This window comes from Pseudodesulfovibrio portus, assembly GCF_026000375.1.
Lineage (GTDB): Bacteria > Desulfobacterota > Desulfovibrionia > Desulfovibrionales > Desulfovibrionaceae > Pseudodesulfovibrio > Pseudodesulfovibrio portus.
This window is the reverse complement of the sequence record NZ_AP026708.1, coordinates 1711433-1729302: the sequence shown is the minus strand read 5'-3', so window position 1 is coordinate 1729302 and position 17870 is coordinate 1711433. Positions and strand designations below refer to the sequence as shown.

The following is a 17870-nucleotide window of genomic DNA, read 5'->3' as shown; positions in this document are numbered from 1 at the left end:
GTCGGAGTAAATGGTCATTTTTATTGGCATAGCAACCTACCGTAAGCTTATCGGTTTGGCGTCTGCGTGCTGCCCGGAGCAAAAGCCGCCGAGGCGGTTCAGCCGGGACGAACGCGGTGCCGGAGGTCTTCTTATGCCATAGTGGCGGCATCCAGCAAATCTATTTTGAGTGCCTGTATGCGGGTCTCGTCGGTCAACCGCATGCCGTCCTGGGTACGGACATGGAAGACGTCGGCGGCGCGGCCCTTGATGGTGGCGATCTTGGCCAGGTGAATGGACAGGTGGTGGGCGGCCAGGGTGCGGGCCATGTCGAAGAGAAAGCCCGTGCGGTCGGTGGCGGCCACCTCGATGACGGTGTGAAAATCGCTGGTTGTATTGTCCACGGTGACGATGGGCTTGAGCTTCGGGCCGGTCCGGCGCTTGGTCAGCGGGGAGTTGCGCCGTTCCTCGAGCCGTGCGGCCAGGTCGAGCTTGCCCGCCAGGGCGTAGCTGATGGACCGCCGGATGCGGGCCCAGACCTCGTCGGCGTACAGGGATTCCGGTGGTTCCGAGACCGTGAACACGTCCACGGCCGTGCCGTCCCTCCAGGTGAAGATATCGGCGGCCAGGATGTCCAGGCCGTGGAGCGAGATGGCCCCGGCAATGGTGGCGAACAGGCCGGGCTGGTCCACGGCGGCCACGGTCAGCTCAAAGGTATTTGCCGCCTTGCCGGGCCGGGCCTGGATGAGGTTGACCCCCTTGCCGCCGATGGCGGAAGGCTTGCGCATGCGGTCTTCGGCCACGTCCTTCCACAGGGTGTCCACCAGCTTGAGGTGTCCGGCGATGGTGGGCGCGTCCAGGGCCAGGAAGGTCCGCATGGGCATGGCTCCCAGCGCGGCCTCAACGAATTCGGGGTCCATGTCGGCGGCGAGTTCGTGCACCTCGGCGCGCACCGACGCCAGACGGCGGGCGGCGTCCGGCCTGGAGAGCGGGCCGTGTTCCAGGAGATTTCTGACCTTGAAATAGAGTTCCCCGAACAGGGATCGGGTCCACGAGTTCCAGGCGCGGGGGCCGGTGGCCATGGAGTCGGCCACGGACAGCAGGTAGAGCATGTCCAGCCGGTCCGGGTTCTCGGCCACGGCGGCCACGTTCGCGGCCACTCTTTCGTCGGACAGGTCGCGCCGGGTGGCGGCCTCGGGCATGAGCAGGTGGTGCTCCACCAGGAAGGCCACCTCTTCCACCAGGGTGGTTTCCCTGGCGTACCGGTTGAGCACGTCCCGGGCGATGTCCGCCCCGGCCTTGGAGTGATTGGGTTCCCCCTTGCCCAGGTCGTGGAAGAATCCGGCCAGGATGAGGATGATGGCGTCCCGGTAGCCGATGTGGGAGCCGATTTCCCCGGCCCATCCGTCGGCACCCGACAGGAACTCCGAAAGCAGGTTCACGGTGGCCAGGGTGTGCCGTCCCACAGGGTGGACATGGTAGTCGTTGAACTGGATGAGGTGCTCCACGTCGCCGAATTCCAGGAGGATGGCGGGCAGGAGCCTGGTTTCGACCAGCCCCTGGCAGGCCACGCCGCCGTGGGGAGCCTGGAATATCTCAACCAGGGTGGACAGGGTCTCGGGCTTGTCCACCAGCCCGGCTGCGAACCGGGCCGGGTTGCTGCGGACGATGCGCCGCGCCCCCCAGGTCAGGGGCAGGCCGGACCGTGCGGATTCCAGGAACGCGCCGAGCACGTTGTCGGGCGTGGCAGCGGCCTGGCTCTTGAAGAAGATGCCCTCCGGCCCGGCGGCGAGGTTGCGGATGGACAATTCGGGCAGGGGGGCGGCGGTTTTTTCGCAGAACCCCTCCTGGAACAGGGACTCGCGCATGGTCTTGATGCGGGTCATGGCCTGGTGCAGGCGGGAGAGAAAGAATTCGACGGTCCGGCCCATCGCCTCCGGGGAATCATTCCTGGGGGTGAAACCCATGAGGCGGGCCGTGGGCGGTTGCAGATCGAAGTGCAGCCGGTCGTTTTTCCGTTTTGCCGCCAGGTGCAGGGCCGTGCGGACGCGGTTGAGAAAGGCCTGGTCGTCGCGCAGCCGGGACAATTCCTCGGGCAGGAAGACCGGTTTGCGGCCCGAGGCGTCGAGCACCCGGCTCAGCCAGGCCACCTGCTGGCCGTCGCGCAGGCCGCCCAGCCCGTTCTTGAGTTCCGGCTCCAGCATGCCCGAGGCGTCGCCGTACTGCGCAAGCCTCGTCTCGTTGTGTTCGCGCAGGGACCGGGCAAAGGAGTCGCCCTTTTTCCTGAGCACCTTGGCGTCAAAGGTGGTGCGGAAGGTCTCGAAGACCAATGCGTCGCCGGCCAGGGGGCGGGCGTCCATGAGCGAGGCCAGCACCTGGAAGTCCTTGCGGGCCAGGGATACGCAGTCGGATACGATGCGCACGCCGTGGCCGAGGTCCAGGCCGAGGTCCCAGAGGGGAAAGAGCAGGGATTTGATGAACCGGTCCGCCGTGGCCGGGATGCGCCGCTTGAACAGGACCAGGATGTCGATGTCCGAGCCGGGGCAGAGCTTGCCGCGGCCATAGCCGCCCACGGCCACAAGGGCGTAGGCGAATTTTTGCGGCCCGGCCTCGCGGATGCGGTCCTGGAAGTAATGATCCACCAGGTGGGCGTATTCCCAGGCAAAGCCGCCGACATTGCCCGTCCTGGCGCGCGAGAAGAGATCGGCCTTGGCTTTTTTCAGTCTGGCGGCGGAGGGGGGCAGGGTGTTGTCCGGCTGCATGGCATAAAACCTAGGCGGTTGACGGTTGCGGGGCAAGAAAAGATCATGGCCGGGAGCCTTTCCACTCTCCCGGCCATGGTGCCGACCATGGGGACAGGGTCGGCAAACGGGCAGCTAAGGGACTCTCAAACCTCGCAGGCCCGATGAGCCGGCCCGGATCGGTGTGCCATCCGGGCCGGTGATTGTTTCCATATCCTAGACGGCGTCCTCGCCGGTCTCGCCTGTGCGGATGCGGACGACCTCGTCCACGGGGGAGACGAATATCTTGCCGTCGCCGGTTTCGCCGGTGTAGGCGGCCTTGCGGGCGGCTTCGACCACGTCGACGGCGAAGTCGTCCTCGACCACCACCTCGATCTTGATCTTGGGCACGAAGTCCACCTGATACTCGGCTCCGCGATATACTTCCTTGTGGCCGCCCTGGCGGCCGAACCCCTTGACTTCGCTGACGGTCATGCCCTTGACCCCGATTCCGGAGAGGGCGGTCTTGACCTCGTCGAGCTTGAATGTCCGGGTGATGATTTCAATCTTTTTCATATCTTCAACTCCTTAGATGAAAGCTTTACCGCTTTCCGGTGGCCGGGCAGGGAGCGGAGCGTGCGCTCCCCCTCCGGTAGGCTGGCCTACCACTGATACCCTGTTTCACTGTGTTCCGCGATATCCATGCCCTTGTCCTCTTCTTCCGGGGTGGCCTTGAGGCCGATGGTGGTGTCCACCACCTTGAAGATAACGAAGGTCATGGCGAAACAGAAGGCCCATGTGGCCACAACGGATACGAACTGGACCCACAGCTGATGGGCGTTGCCCATGATCAATCCTTCCGCGTTGACCGTGGCCAGCACGCCGGTCATGAGCGCACCGAAGGTGCCGCCCACGCCGTGGATGCCGACAACGTCCAGGGCGTCGTCGTAGCCGAACTTGTTCTTGAGCATGATCCCGCCGTAGCAGATCACGCCCGCGCCCAGGCCGAGCACGATGGCCCACATGGGGGTGACGAAACCTGCTGCCGGGGTGATGGCGACCAGCCCGGCCACGGCGCCGGAGGCCGCACCCAGGGTGGTGGCCTTGCCGCCGTGCATCCACTCGGCGGCGATCCAGGACAGGGCCGCGGCGGCGGTTGCCATGTGCGTGGTGACAAAGGCGTTGGCGGCGTTGCCGTCCGCAGCCAGGGCCGAGCCGGCGTTGAAGCCGAACCAGCCGAACCAGAGGATGGCCGCGCCCAGGATGGTCATGGGCAGGTTGTGCGGGATAAAGGCCGTGGAGCCGTGTCCCTTGCGTTTGCCGATGAGGATGGCGCAGCACAGGGCCGCCGCGCCGGAGCTCATGTGGACGACCGCGCCGCCCGCAAAGTCCAGTGCGCCCATCTCGCCCATCCAGCCGCCGCCCCAGACCCAGTGGCACATGGGGGCGTATACCAGGATCAGCCAGAGCGCGGAAAAGACCATGAACCCGGCGAATTTCATGCGTTCGGCGAACGCGCCCGAGATCAAGGCCGGGGTGATGACCGCGAACATGCACTGGAAGATCATGAAGGTCAGGTGGGGCAGATTGTCCGCCGGGGAGTTGGCGGCGTCCATGCCCACGCCCTTCAGGAACGCGAAGTCAAACCCGCCGATGAGGCCGCCGATGTCGGAACCGAACGACAGGGAATACCCTATCACCGCCCACAACACGGACATCAGGCCGAGCATGATGAAGGACTGCATGATGGTCGCCAGCACGTTTTTCGAGCGGACAAGTCCTCCGTAGAAGAGGGCCAGGCCCGGGGTCATGAACATGACCAGGGCCGCACAAATAAGAATAAAAGCATTATCCACAAAGTTCATTTTTATACCTCCGGCATCACCGTTTGCAAGAGAAGGGCCAAAATATAAACGGTGTAATTCCTTGCATTGCGCATTTTTGTGCGATTTTTTGTTTACAAAAGTGGGAAATATGGAAAATTGTTTACATAAATGTTAAAATTTGACAATTCTCATGTAGATTTTCCCGGATGGGCGCAGCACTGTCCGTTCCTCTTGATTTGACCTGTCAGGGGTAAGGCTTTAGTTAATGAATAATGGACCCGGCACCGTGCCGGGGGGGAAGGTGTCATGAACAAGAGGACAAAAAGCGCACTGGTCGTATTCGCCGGGCTGGCCGTCGCCTTCATCGTGGTGGGGGTGTTCGACTATACCGACAGCTACGTGGGCGATCGTTTCCGGCGGGCCGTGGAGGCCTACCGCACAGACGAGGGCGAGAGCTTTTCGTTGGACGCGTTCATGGAATACTACGACTGGGATTCGGTCTGCGTGGTCCCGACCGGATCGGAGCAGACCTTCCGGACGCGGGCCGGGACGACCTACCGCCACAAGGCGGTCACGGGCCAGGTCTGGAGCCTGGTGTTCGTCAAGGAGACATACGTGGTGGCCGAGATTCCCCTTGAGCGGTCCTTCCTCACCTACCCCAACAATCTCGAAGAACACTGCTTCGATCGCTGGCACGCCATGTTCCGCATCCTCAAGGATACGGACGGGAAGCTGCGCCTGGACTACGTCGGGGACTAGGCCGGACATGTCCAATCACGCCCTGGAAAATGCGGCCCATGCCCTGCGGGAGGCCCGGTGCGCCATGGCCTTCACCGGCGCGGGCATTTCCGTCGAGTCCGGGGTGCCGCCATTCCGCGGGCCCGGGGGCGTCTGGTCCAAGTACGACTCCGGCAAGTTCGAAAAGAGCTACTTCAGGCGTCATCCGGACGAGGTCTGGCCGCTCCTGAAGGAGATATTCTTCGACAATTTCGGTCGGGCCAGGCCCAACCCGGCGCACATCGCGCTGGCCGAACTGGAAGGCGCGGGAAAGCTTGCCGGTATCGTCACCCAGAACATCGACGGGCTGCATCAGGCCGCCGGGAGCGGGGTGGTCCACGAGTACCACGGCTCCACCCGGCGCATGCAGTGCATGACCTGCCGGAGGTTCTTCGACTCCGCAGACATACCCCTGGAAACCCTGCCTCCGCCCTGCCCGGACTGCGGCGGCCTGCTCAAGCCGGACTTCGTGTTCTTCGGCGAGGGCATCCCTTCAAACGTGCACCATGCCGCCACCGAGCTGGCCAAGCAGGCGGAAGTCTGCCTGATCATCGGCACGGGCGGCACGGTCCAGCCCGCCGGGCGCATTCCCTACGTGGTCAAGAGCCACGGCGGCATCCTCATCGAGATCAATCTCTACGACACCGAGTACAGCTATCGCACCAGCGACTACTTCCTGCAGGGCAAGGCGGGCTGGATGACGCCCATGCTGGTGCAGGCCGTGCTGGAGTAGACCCTCCGGCTTGCGATAGCGGGCCATCTGCACATTTTTCCGGCCCCCGCCTGTCCTCACGTACCGGTGTACGCTGCGGGAGGCGGAACCCGGAGAAAATGCACAGCTGACCCACTCTCCCAAGCCTCGCGGCGTCGGGGAAAGAAAACCCTTGGCACGGTACTGTGTGCGGTGACCCGCTGTAGGGTGCCGTGCGGCACCCTAATCGCTCACGTTTGATTTGTCGGGGTACGCCTCTTACGCCAGATCTTTCTGGTGCCAGTTCCAGGCGGTGCGGACGATGTCGCGGACGTCGGCGAATTGGGGTTTCCATTGGAGGATTTCCCGGGCCGCTGCCGAGGAGGCCACCAGGGCCGGGGAGTCGCCGGGGCGGCGTTCTGATTCGGTGACCGGGATGTCGCGGCCCGACACCTCGCGGGCCACGTCGATGATCTCGCGTACCGAGAAGCCGTTGCCGTTGCCCAGGTTGAAGGCGCGGGAAGAGCCGCCGGACTCCAGGAAATCCAGTGCCTTGACGTGCGCGTCGGCCAGGTCGGCCACGTGGATGTAGTCGCGCAGGCAGGTGCCGTCCGGGGTGGGGTAGTCGGTGCCGAAGATGGTGATGTTGTCGCGGATGCCAAGCGCCGCATGCAGGATGAGCGGAATGAGGTGCGTCTCGGGCTGGTGGCGTTCGCCGACCTCGCCGTCGGGATCGGCCCCGGCGGCGTTGAAATAGCGCAAACAGATGTGCTTGAGGCCGTATGCATGGTCGAAGTCGGCCAGGATCTGCTCGATCATGCGCTTGGACCAGGCATAGGGAGAGAGCGGCGAGAGCGGGTGATCCTCGGCGATGATCTCGGTGACCGGCTCGCCGTACACTGCGGCGGTGGAGGAGAAGACCAGCCTTTTCACGTCGGCGGCCATCATTGCGTCGAGCAGATTCAGGGTGTTGCGCACGTTGTTGCCGTAGTATGCGTCCGGCTTCTCGACGGATTCGCCGACCGCGATGAAGGCCGCGAAGTGCAGGACCTCGCCGATGTCGTGTTTGGAAAATACGGACTTGATGAACGCGGGGTCGCCCAGGTCGCCTTCCTCGAACTGGCCCCACTTGAGAAAGTCGCGGTGTCCGTTGACCAGGGAGTCCAGGACGACCACCTCGCGCCCGAGGCTGGTCAGGGCCTTGGCCGCATGGGAGCCGATGTATCCGGCGCCGCCTGTGATGAGTGTCTTTTTCATGACCGGTGTCTTACCTCATATGGAGTGTGAAATGGAAGCGACTGCCGTGGCGTTCGCGTTACGACTGCATGCGCTGGATCAGGTCCTTGAGCGACGCGGCCAGGTCGGACAATTCGTTCAGGGCGGTCCGGGCCTGATTCATGGCCTGGGCGGTCTCGCTGGAGATGGTGTTGATCTCGTCGGTGGCCCGGGTGACCTGCTCGCTGGTGGCGGATTGCTCCTCGGCGGCTGTGGCGATGGAACGGACCTGGTCTGCGGCCATGGTCACGCTTTCGAGGATGTGTTCGAGGGCCTCGCCCGCTTTGCTCGCCAGTTCGGTCGACTCGTTCACGGCCTGGACAGCGGTCTCGGTGGCGGCCACGTTTTCCCTGGTGCCGGTGCGTATGGATTGGACGGCCCCGTCCACTTCCTTGGTGGCGACCATGGTCTTTTCGGCCAGCTTGCGCACCTCGTCCGCGACAACCGCGAACCCCCGGCCCGCTTCGCCCGCACGGGCCGCTTCAATGGCCGCGTTCAGCGCCAGCAGGTTGGTCTGGTCCGCGATGTCGTCGATGACCTGCATGATGGCCCCGATGTCCTCGGTCTTGCGGTCCAGTCCGGCCATGGACTCCTTGAGTCCTTCGGACCTTTGCCCCACTCCCTCGATGGCTTCGATCAGATGGCGCACCAGGGCGTTGCCGTTCTCGGCCAGCTCGCGCATGTGGTCCGCGTTGACGGACGCGTCCGAGGCGTTGCGGGCCACTTCCAGGACAGTGGCGTTCATCTGTTCCATGGCCGTGGCCGTTTCCGCAGCCCGGTCGCGCTGGATGTCCGAGCCCTGGCTGGCCTCGTTGACCTGATCGGCCAGGGTGGTGGATGCGGCGTCCAGCTGTTGGGCGATGTCCTCGGCCTGTCCGGCCGTCTCGACGATGAGTTCCGTCTGGTGCCGTGCTTCGGCCTCGCTCTCCACGATCTGCGTGGTTTCGGTGAGGATGGTGAAGGCGCCGAGGATGTCGCCGTCCAGGTCCTTGATGGGAGAGATGTCCACCAGCAGGTGATAGGGGCGGCCCTTGCGGCCCGTGCCCTTGGTGGCCTGTCCGACGATGGTCTTGTCGTCCCGCATGCACTCGCCGAGCATGGTCGGGTGGTTGATGTCGTTGTACACGAATTCGGCCATGTGCATGCCGATGAATTTTTCCGGCGGGTCGTCGATCTGCAGCAGGTCGAGTTCCGGCTGGTTGAGGAAGGTGATGATCTCGTTCCGGTCCACCACCACACAGGGCTGGGTCAGGCTGTTCAGGAGTCCCTGGGCCATGCCGAGTTTGGACTTGAGCTCGCCGGTCATGTTTTTCACCGCGTCGATGGTATCCGACAGGGCGTCCTTGGCCGGATAATCGATGGTGGCGGCGTAGTTGCCGCGAACCACCTCATGGGTGTATGCGGCCAGGTTGGTCAGCGGCTTGATAAGGGTCTTGACCAGGATGAAGCCCCCGGCCCAGGCGGCGGCGATGACGCAGGTCACGATGATGAGGATGGTCACCAGGACATTCTGCTTCATGCCTTCCAGCAGGGCCGGGTCGATGCCCATGTCGTTCAGGGCCGCTCCCACCTGATAGATGATGGCGCTGGCCATGACTATGGCGGATACGGCCACCATGCCGACAACGCCGATGATGAGTTTGAATCGGAACGGGACTTTTCTGGGATCGAACATGGGGGCCCCCTGTGTTTCAGCGCCCGAGTGAGGTGAAGCCGTGTTCCAGGCGCACGGCTAAGACTCTAGACATTCTATGGACATCTACGGCGGCTTGCCGATTCTGTCAATGCGGCCCGGCGAGCGGCTAGAGAAGGAGTGCGCTGACAGCCGCCCCGGCGATCACCACCCAGAGGATGTCCGCCTTCATGCGCAGGGCTATGAAGGCGGCAAACGCGATGACCGCCTCGACCACGCCCCACTCGACGCTGAGGAAGAAGCGCACGGCCACGGCGGCCAGCAGGCCCACCAGGGAAATGAGGCTGCCCTTGAGCACCCGCTGGGCCATTGGCGAGGCCAGGAGGCGGTCCGCGAACGGCATGGCCGCGCACAGAAAGATCAGCGACGGCGAGAACACGGCTATGGTCGCCACCAGCGCTCCGGTCACCCCGGCGATGGCGTAGCCCACGAACGCGCCGGTCATGACGATGGGGCCGGGCGTGACCTGGCCCAGGGCGATGCCGTCCATGAACTGTACGCCGGACAGCCAGCCGCGCACCTCGACCACTTCGTGGAGCATGAGAGGCACGGACACGTACCCCCCGCCAAAGGCGAAGCAGTCGATCTTGATCATCAGCAGGCCGAGCCGGAACAATTCCGGGTCAAGGATGTACAACGCGCCCACGAAAACGGCCAGGGCGGCGGCGAGCAGCCCGGCAAAGCGCAGGGGGGCCGTGTCGATCCGTTCGGGTTTGGCGGGGAGGGTCCCCTGTTCCTGCCTGAACACGAATATCGACAGCACGCAGACCACGGCCAGGGCCAGGATCGGGTTGCCCCTGAGCCCCAGCCAGACGCCGGCCACGCAGGCCAGCAACTGGGCTGCCGGGGAGTCGAGGTAGCGTTTGGCGAAATTGATGGCCGCGTGCAGGATCAGGGCCACGATAACGAGCTGGAGGCCCTTGAACGCGGCCATGACGGCAGGCAGGTCGCGGGTGGAGAAATACAGGGCGGACAGCCCGAGCATGAGCAGGAAGGCGGGCAGGCCGAACCCGAGGTAGGCGGCCAGGGCGCCGGGCCCGCCCCGGGCGCGCAGTCCGACAAAGGCGGCCACCTGCATGGCCGTGGCCCCTGGAATGATCTGGGTCACGGACATACCCAGCCGGAAGGTGCGCTCGTCGAGCCATTGTTCCCGATCCACGGCCATGGTCCTGATGTACGGCACCATGGCCGGACCGCCGAAGGCGGTCAGCCCGAGCTTGAGAAAGCGGATGAATATGCGAAAAAGGGACGGGCGCATTTAATCTCCGAAGGCGAGCCGTTTGATGATCACGTTGGACACGAGCATGCCGTTTTTGGTCAGCCGGAGCCTGCCCCGGTTGATGCGCACGAGGTTCTCCCTGTGCAGGGCCGTGATGAGCGGCTCCTGCCGCCTGATCAGGTCGTACCCGGCCCGCTTGCGAAATTCCTTGAGGTCGAGGCCCTTGCCGGTGCGCAGGGAGAGCATGACCATCTCCTTGAGCAGGTCGTCGTCGGACAGGTCCTCGTAGTCGCTGCCCACCAGCCCGCCGCGTACGAAGGCGTCGTATTCGTCCATGTACTTGGGCACCGTGAACCGCCGCCGCCCCAGGGTGGAGACCGCCGACGGGCCCAGTCCCAGATAGTCCGAACCGTCCCAGTAGCCTGCGTTGTGCCTGGACATGAACCCCATGCGCGCGAAGTTGGACACCTCGTAGTGCATGTAGCCCATTGATTCCAGGTACTCGGCGCCGTAGATGAACATGCGCCCCTGCTCCTGGTCCTGGGGCAGGGTCAGGTCGCCGCCGGGCGCGCACCGATCGGCCATGACCGTGCCTTCCTCCAGGGTCAGGTTGTAGGCGGAAATGTGCTCCGGGCGCATGTCGGCCACCAGCTTGAGCTGGTCCATCCATGTCTTGAGCCGCTGGTTGGGCAGCCCCCAGATCAGGTCCAGGCCGATGTTGCCGAATCCGGCCCGCCGGGCCGCCTCAAAGGAGGCCAGGGTCATGGCCACCGAGTGGGGCCGCCCCATGATCTGGAGGTCCTCGTCCTTGAGGGACTGCATGCCCAGCGACAGCCGGTTGAAGCCCATGGACAGCAGCCCCCTGAAATAGCTCGTGTCCTGAGCCGAGTCCGGGTTGGCCTCCAGGGTCACCTCCATGGACGGGTTGAAGGTGAAATTGTCGGCCAGCGCTTTCATGACCTGATCGAGGTTGTTCAGGGGGATCAGGCTCGGGGTGCCGCCGCCGAAATAGATGGTGCGCAGGACGGGCTTTTTCAGTCGCTTGCCCCAGAGGGCGATCTCGTCGAGCAATAATTTGAAATACCAGGCGAACGTGACCTGGTTGAAGGACTGGGAGTGGAAGCTGCAGTACGTGCAGCGGGAACGGCAGAACGGGACGTGGATGTAGAGGAGCAGCCCCTTGTCGTCGATGCCCGTCGTCTCCTTCTTCTTGGGGGTTGCGTCGGGGAACGCGGGCTTCATGGGAACGTCTTCGCCGTAGATCCTGCCCATGGTCACTGCCCCCTGTGGCGGCTGGAAAAGACCACCAGCGCGCCGAGGACCAGGTATACGGCCACCGTGACGCCCATGATCCCGATGGCCGGGGCGGCGTTGAAGTATTGGATTCCCGTGATCAGCGCGCCCGAGCCTTCGTAGAGCATGATGACGGTGATGGCCCAGATGGAGATGACCCGGTTCCTGTGGGCGAACCAGGCAATGGTCGCGTAGACGGCCAGCGAAAGGATGCCGATGGTCCACCCCTCGACACTGCCCAGGGTGGTCCCGGCCGTGATCACCGCCGCCAGCTTGAGGAGCAGGAAGGCCGAGAGCACGACCCCGCGCCGCATCAGGAAACCGGTCACCCCGCGCACGGCCTAGTCTCCCAATTCCTTCTTGTACCGCTCGTTTTCGCTGTACAGGCAGCCGCAATACTGCTGGCGGTAGATGCCCCATTCCTTGGACACGTCGATGCCCTCTTTCCAGCCCTCGCGGAAGTCGTGGTAGAGGAACTTCGTCTTTTCCGTTTCCAGGTCCCGGCCCAGGGCCGCGATCTCGTCGTGCTTCTGGTGCTTGGAATAGAGCAGGGTGGTGGTGAAATAGTCGAATCCGCCCTTTCTGGCGATCTGGGCGGTGCGTTCCATGCGCATGGCATAGCAGTGGAAGCACCGGTTGTTCTCGCGGTGGGCCACGGCCCTGAACCATTTTTGCGGGTCGTATTCGCCGTCCTTGACGATGACCTTGATGCCGAGTTTTTCGGCCACCTGGATGCAGCCGTCCCGCCGCTTCACGTACTCCATGAGCGGGTGGATGTTCGGGTTGTAGAACAGCCCGGTGACCTCAAACCCTTGGGCAAGCAGGGTCTTCAGCGTGGTGATCGAACACGGGCCGCAACAGATATGCAATAACAATCTTTTCATACGGCAGCCATTTTGAGCGCATTTACCTCGATTTGTAAAGGATTGCCTCCGGCGGCCAGGGGGAAACCCTTTGAAAATGGTTGTCCCCCTGGACCCCCTTCCCAAACTTTTTATCGCCGAGTTTCGCTCGGAGTGGGGTGTCTGATCGGGGCGTTTCGCCACCCCCCTGTCAAGTGCTCATTTTATCCTATGGGCTGTTTTCACTCTACATTTGTTCACAAAACCGGGTTGTGCCCGAAATCGGGGATATAGTGGTCGGGATTCCCCGGGATGATCCGAGGGAACAAAGCGTAATGAGGTCAGAATGGAACGACCGTATATTCTTGAACTGAGGCACGGCCATAATGGTCGCATTATGGAGAAGACCGAAACCGTGGCCGGTGAACCCGTCACCTGGACGTATTCCTATGATCAGGATGGTCGGCTGCACGAGGCCCATCTGAACGGCAGGTTGATCTGCCAATGCTGGTACGACAGGGAGGGGCGCAGGAGCAGAGACTATCTTCCCGCCACCGTTGGGCCGAACTACCGAAACTACACCTACACCCCGGACAACCGGCTCATGCTGGCCGGGTGCGGCCAATACTCCCACGACGAGAACGGCTTCCGGTCCATCTGGTCGGACAAGGGCGAGTATATGCGTTACGAATACTCGCCGGATTACCGCTTGCTCAAGGCCGGAGTCGAAGATGGAAACCGGGTGTTCACCTTCAGTCATGACGAAGACGGGCAGCGAGTTGCCAAATACCTGAATGGGAAACTGGTTGAAGCCTACCAATGGATCGACTTCGTGCGTCTGGAGGCATTTCACGACGGCGAAAACGCTTATGAATTCGCCTACGCGGACGGCGAGCGCACCCCCTATGCCCTGCGTCGTGACGACGGAGCAATCGCCTACCTCTTTTACGACCAGGTGGGCAGCCTTCGCGTGGTTGCCGACTCCTCCGGCTACGTGATAAAGGAAATTCTCTACGACCCGTTCGGCGGTGTCATCGAAGACTCCAACCCGGCCCTGCGCATCCCCATCGGTTTCGAAGGCGGCCTGCACGACCGCGACCTGGGCTTTGTCCGCTTCGGCTGGCGGGACTACGATGTCCGCACCGGCAGATGGACCGCTCCCGACCCCATCGGTGATCGCGGCGGCGACCCGGATTGGTACGGGTATTGCCTCGACGACCCGGTGAATGCATATGACCCAAAGGGATTGAAAGAACACAAAACTGTCGATGGTGTTACGTATGATGAAAATGGTATCCCGATAGGCGAAGTCGGGCTTGATGATCCTGACTTTGATCCTGTAATGGATTTAATTCCTTTGCCTCCCGTCTTCCGAGGAGCGACTAAAGCTGGGAAGGCTATAAAGAATGTCTACAAGGTTGGTAAGGAGTTCAAGTTTGGTAAGAATTGGAGGATTGCCCCTCTCGGAAATAGAACAGGAAAAAAGGCAGGAGAATTGCCCCACTATCATCGGCGGAGCATTAATTCCAAGACCGGAAAGACAAAAGAAGGTCAAGGTATTGGAAGACACAGGCCATGGGACAAAAAGAAAAATGATACGTCCTACAAAGATAGGTTTTAAATTGATAATCGGGTGCGGCAATGCCGCACCCGGTCTGGAGCGATCATGTTTTCCGAGATAACATTCCCAATTTTTATTTTCGGCGATGGCGATTGTATTGTCCTGTTGCGTAGGGAAGACGTTGGGAGAGAACTTGAACATTATGATGTAAATGACGGAGTTTACATCGGCTATGACTACAACGGGAGACCTCTTGAGTTTTCAGTGGATGAAGACATGGTCGTAGGGTGTATGGTGGCGGACTCTTCAGTCCGGCACGATGAATTGCTTAGGCTTCTCCACACCCGTTTGTCGGACCTGGACTATTGTTCGTATGACAAAAGCGATGATTCCATCACTAAAGCCATGGCGATAGGAATCTATGCAGAGACCAATTTCGAATGCCAGTCGTTTTTTGGGTGGCTCAGGTCTATTTTCCCCAGGGGAAAAGGGAAAACGCAGTAAATGCTTTGGGTACTGGTTCGTTTGGTATCCCTTATCCCTTCTATACGGTATAAAGAGAAAATATGATGAGCATGCTAAATAAAAAAGTGCGTTACCCTCGTAGTATACAAATTGCTATGGCGATTAGCACATTTATTTTTATTTCTCCATTAATATACTTTGGGGCTGTACCAGATAACTCCGTTGGGGTATCGGTATGGCAATGCGAAAGAGCCGTTTAGGTCGCGAGAAGCAGCTCCGTTTGATTGAGCATTTTGTAGCCGGGACAACAGCACGATGTGCCGCTGATCTGGTCGGCGTGAACTTCAAAACGGCTGCGTATTACTTTCACCGGATTCGTGAAATTATAGCCGAAGAAGAGGCCAACGAAGGAATGGCTTTCGGCGAATTTGAAGTCGATGAAAGCTATTTCGGCGGCAGGCGAAAGGGCAAACGAGGTCGTGGGGCCGCAGGGAAAGTGCCCGTGTTCGGGATCCTTAAAAGGGGCGGGAAGGTACACACACAGGTGATTCCCGACGCCAAAGGCAAAACGCTGATGCCGATTATCCAGGAGAAGATCCAGCCCGACAGCGTTGTTTACTCAGATTGCTGGTACGGCTACAATGTCCTCGATGTGTCCGAATTCAAGCACTTCAGGATCAACCACTCCAAGTTGTTCGCCGACAGCCAGAATCACATCAATGGGATTGAGAACTTTTGGAACCAAGCCAAACGCCACATGAGAAAATTCAACGGCATTCCTACCAAGCATTTCCATCTCTTTTTGAAGGAATGCGAGTGGCGCTTTAACAACAGCAATCCGCGAAGGCAACTTAAACAGTTGAAACAGTGGGTTAAGAAGCATATGGGCTAGTTATCTGGTACAGCCCCTATACTTTTTATTAAATGCATGGTTTAGAAGCGAAGCTGTTATGCCGCTAGATTATATTGTAATTGTAGTGTTTTTGATTTCTGTTAACTTGTTGGCGATTAAAGGACGGATTCTTTCATTGTATATTTTTATTATTATTCTGTTATCAATGGGATTCGCGTTTGTGTACATTTTTGATACACATCAAATCAGGGCTACTATAGGCGCTTTATGGATTTGTTGTTCGCTATCTTTGTTGTATTTGATTATTCGAAATTCGGTGAAGGGTACGCTCGTTTCAAGACAAGATTAGGTCCGACCTGTTTTCCCTTCCTTGTTGCCCTGTGGTATCGTGGAGCAAACGCGTCTAAAAACAAGGAATCCACATGCCCACGTATACCGGTATCAATCACATGGCCATGGCCACCGGCGACATCGACGCCACCATTCGTTTCTGGCGGGATCTGCTCGGCATGCGGCTGGTGGTGGGGCTGGGGCATCCCGGCTATCGCCATTACTTTTTCGAGATTTCAGAGCACGACATGATCGCCTTTTTCGAGTGGGACGGCGTGGTGCCCCTTCAGGAAAAGGACCACGGTTTTCCGGTCAAGGGGCCCGTGGCGTTCGACCACGTCTCCTTCGAGGTGGCTTCCGAGGCGGACCTGTGGGAGATCAAGGACAGGCTCGAAGCCGCCGACCAGTGGTGCTCCGAGGTGGTGGACCACGGGTTCATCCACTCCATCTACGCCTTTGATCCCAACAACATCGCCATCGAGTTCAGCGCCCCGGTTGCGGGCGTGGACATCCGCAGGACCCCGGTCATGACCGACTCGGACCCCAGCGCCGAGGCGCGCAAGGGGCCGGAGCCGCAGCCCGGGGCCTGGCCCCGGGTGACACGGCCCACGCCCGAATCGGAGCGGGAGGTCTACGACGGCGAAGGCCAGGTGATCATGGACGCCATCGAAAAGCAGCGTGGCTGAATCCCGCCCCGGTTTTTGCTGGATAATCCCGGCCACATGGCCTAGATGGTGAGCCTTGAGGAGAATCCGTGTCCAGACCATCCTGCCATCTTCCGTTTCCCGCTCCCTGCCGCAGGGCGGCCTTCATCCGTCGCATCAAGCGGTTCACGGTGGAGGCGACCGCGCTTGAAGGCCCGGACAAGGGGACGATCCTTGCCGCCCACACCAACAACACCGGGTCCATGATGGGGCTGCTGCGCCCCGGCGCAACCGCGCTCCTGTCCCCCGCCGCCAATCCGAACCGCAAGCTCAAGTATACCCTGGAAGGGCTGGAGCTGGCCGGGGCCATGGTCGGGGTGAACACGTTCACGCCCAACCGCATGCTCCACGCCGCCTGGCAGGCCGGGGCCATGGAAGAGATGGCCGGATACAGCCATTTCAAGAAGGAAGCCGTGATCGGGCAGAGCCGCCTCGACGCGCACCTGTCCGACGGGAACGGCGACCTGTGGGTGGAATGCAAGAACGTGACTATGGTCGAGGACGGCGTGGCCCGCTTCCCGGACGCGGTCACCGAGCGGGGACAGAAGCACCTGCGCGAGCTCATGTCCCTGGCCGAAACCGGGGTGCGGGTGGCCTTGTTCTTCTTGGTCCAGCGGTCCGACGGGCACTGCTTCGGACCGGCCGACTTCATTGATCCGGCATACGCACGGTTGTTTTACGAGGCGCTCGACGCCGGGGTGGAGGCGTGGCCTTACGAGGCCCATGTGGACGAGACCGGCATCACGCTCGGTGAGAAACTCGAGGTGGTGCGCCCGTGATCGCCCTGATGCTGGGGGCCGTCCTGATCAGCTTCTCCTCGGTCATGATCGTGCTGGCCGGATTGCCGCCGGACGTGGCCGGGTTCTACCGGCTCATGGGCGGCGGCCTGACCATGATGGCCGTGCTGGCCTGGTGCGGGCGGCTCAACCTGATCACCCCGCGCATCCTCAAGTGGGGGCTGGTGGGCGGCCTGTTCTATGCCGGGGATTTCTTCTTCTGGCATCGGTGCATCGGCTACGTCGGCCCCGGCATGGCCACCATGCTCGGCAATTTCCAGGTCATCCCCCTGACCATCCTGTCCGTGATCCTGCTCAAGGAGCGGGTCACCAGGCTGCAGCTCCTGGCCATCCCCCTGGCCCTGGCCGGGCTCTACCTCATGGTCGGGGTGCAATGGGACACGTTCTCCGCCGACTTCCGCATGGGCGTATATTTCGGCCTGCTCACGGCCTTGTTCTACGCCCTGTACCTGTTCAGCCTGAAGTACGCCCTGGCCGAGGTCCGGGCCGATCCGCTGGTCATCGCCGCCGTCGTGGCCGTGATCACCGGCGTCATCCTCGGTTCACTGGCCGTGGGCGGCGGCCAGTCCTTCGTCATCCCCTCGCTCGAGTCCCTGGCGGCCATTTCGGCCCTGGCCCTGGGCTGCCACGCCGTGGGCTGCTTCCTGATCGCCCGGGGCATGCAGTTCGTGCGCGGCGCGGCCATCGGCCTGATCCTGCTCCTGCAGCCCGTGCTCTCCTACATCTGGGACATCCTCTTCTTCGCCAAGCCCGTGGTCTGGGTGGAACTGGCCGGCGTGGCCGCCGCCCTGGCCGGTATCTACATCGGCTCCGTCAGGCCGGGGAAAAGCCATACCGAGTAGGGT

The 17870-nt window shown here is 61.5% G+C and carries 17 protein-coding genes; 8 read left to right on the top strand and 9 right to left on the bottom strand.

The annotated features are described in order from the left end of the window. Window positions 1–131 precede the first annotated feature (131 nt). The 3 genes from glnD to OO730_RS08335 all read right to left on the bottom strand — a co-directional run bounded on the left by glnD (window position 132) and on the right by OO730_RS08335 (window position 4564). Window positions 132–2741 carry a [protein-PII] uridylyltransferase gene (gene glnD, locus OO730_RS08345; RefSeq protein WP_264980977.1) on the bottom strand — a complete coding sequence of 870 codons (2610 nt, stop codon included), beginning with the start codon at window positions 2739–2741 and terminating at the stop codon, window positions 132–134. Window positions 2742–2936: 195 nt separating this feature from the next. Continuing rightward, window positions 2937–3275 (bottom strand): P-II family nitrogen regulator, encoded by a 339-nt coding sequence (locus OO730_RS08340; protein WP_264980976.1) that lies wholly within the window; start codon window positions 3273–3275, stop codon window positions 2937–2939. A gap of 86 nt (window positions 3276–3361) precedes the next feature. Beyond that, the gene (locus OO730_RS08335) at window positions 3362–4564 is read right to left on the bottom strand and encodes an ammonium transporter (RefSeq protein WP_264980975.1); all 1203 of its coding nucleotides are present in this window, start codon (window positions 4562–4564) and stop codon (window positions 3362–3364) included. A gap of 267 nt (window positions 4565–4831) precedes the next feature. Here OO730_RS08335 and OO730_RS08330 point away from each other — a divergent pair, with 267 nt between their 5' ends. Next, a complete protein-coding gene (locus OO730_RS08330; RefSeq protein WP_264980974.1) occupies window positions 4832–5284 on the top strand; it encodes a SurA N-terminal domain-containing protein in 453 nt (150 codons plus the stop codon). Between the two features lie 7 nt (window positions 5285–5291). Continuing rightward, window positions 5292–6035 carry an SIR2 family NAD-dependent protein deacylase gene (locus OO730_RS08325; RefSeq protein ID WP_264980973.1) on the top strand — a complete coding sequence of 248 codons (744 nt, stop codon included), beginning with the start codon at window positions 5292–5294 and terminating at the stop codon, window positions 6033–6035. Window positions 6036–6272: 237 nt separating this feature from the next. Here the strand turns inward: OO730_RS08325 and galE are convergent, their stop codons facing one another. From galE to OO730_RS08295, 6 genes are all read right to left on the bottom strand, one after another. Next, on the bottom strand, window positions 6273–7250 hold the full coding sequence (galE, locus tag OO730_RS08320; protein WP_264980972.1) for a UDP-glucose 4-epimerase GalE: 978 nt from the start codon (window positions 7248–7250) through the stop codon (window positions 6273–6275). 58 nt (window positions 7251–7308) lie between these two features. Then, window positions 7309–8943 carry a methyl-accepting chemotaxis protein gene (locus OO730_RS08315; RefSeq protein ID WP_264980971.1) on the bottom strand — a complete coding sequence of 545 codons (1635 nt, stop codon included), beginning with the start codon at window positions 8941–8943 and terminating at the stop codon, window positions 7309–7311. A 127-nt stretch (window positions 8944–9070) separates the two neighbouring features. Beyond that, window positions 9071–10219: a chromate efflux transporter gene (gene chrA, locus OO730_RS08310; RefSeq protein WP_264980970.1), complete on the bottom strand. Its 1149-nt coding sequence runs from the start codon at window positions 10217–10219 to the stop codon at window positions 9071–9073. Next, entirely contained in the window at window positions 10220–11452 is a 1233-nt protein-coding gene (gene hemW, locus OO730_RS08305) for a radical SAM family heme chaperone HemW (protein WP_264980968.1), read from the bottom strand. A gap of 2 nt (window positions 11453–11454) precedes the next feature. After that, entirely contained in the window at window positions 11455–11811 is a 357-nt protein-coding gene (locus OO730_RS08300) for a hypothetical protein (protein ID WP_264980967.1), read from the bottom strand. Between the two features lie 3 nt (window positions 11812–11814). Further along, window positions 11815–12357: an epoxyqueuosine reductase QueH gene (locus tag OO730_RS08295; RefSeq protein ID WP_264980965.1), complete on the bottom strand. Its 543-nt coding sequence runs from the start codon at window positions 12355–12357 to the stop codon at window positions 11815–11817. Window positions 12358–12661: 304 nt separating this feature from the next. Here OO730_RS08295 and OO730_RS08290 point away from each other — a divergent pair, with 304 nt between their 5' ends. The 6 genes from OO730_RS08290 to OO730_RS08265 all read left to right on the top strand — a co-directional run bounded on the left by OO730_RS08290 (window position 12662) and on the right by OO730_RS08265 (window position 17867). Then, window positions 12662–13936 carry an RHS repeat domain-containing protein gene (locus OO730_RS08290; RefSeq protein ID WP_264980964.1) on the top strand — a complete coding sequence of 425 codons (1275 nt, stop codon included), beginning with the start codon at window positions 12662–12664 and terminating at the stop codon, window positions 13934–13936. 45 nt (window positions 13937–13981) lie between these two features. After that, on the top strand, window positions 13982–14380 hold the full coding sequence (locus OO730_RS08285) for a hypothetical protein (RefSeq protein ID WP_264980962.1): 399 nt from the start codon (window positions 13982–13984) through the stop codon (window positions 14378–14380). 202 nt (window positions 14381–14582) lie between these two features. Next, window positions 14583–15233 carry an IS1595 family transposase gene (locus OO730_RS08280; protein ID WP_264984145.1) on the top strand — a complete coding sequence of 217 codons (651 nt, stop codon included), beginning with the start codon at window positions 14583–14585 and terminating at the stop codon, window positions 15231–15233. A 383-nt stretch (window positions 15234–15616) separates the two neighbouring features. Then, window positions 15617–16210 (top strand): VOC family protein, encoded by a 594-nt coding sequence (locus OO730_RS08275; protein WP_264980961.1) that lies wholly within the window; start codon window positions 15617–15619, stop codon window positions 16208–16210. A 68-nt stretch (window positions 16211–16278) separates the two neighbouring features. Next, window positions 16279–17007, top strand: coding sequence for a DNA/RNA nuclease SfsA (gene sfsA, locus OO730_RS08270; RefSeq protein WP_264980960.1), 729 nt, complete (start codon window positions 16279–16281; stop codon window positions 17005–17007). Beyond that, on the top strand, window positions 17004–17867 hold the full coding sequence (locus tag OO730_RS08265; protein ID WP_264980958.1) for a DMT family transporter: 864 nt from the start codon (window positions 17004–17006) through the stop codon (window positions 17865–17867). Before sfsA ends, OO730_RS08265 begins: the two co-directional genes overlap by 4 nt. The last annotated feature ends 3 nt before the right edge of the window (window positions 17868–17870 follow it).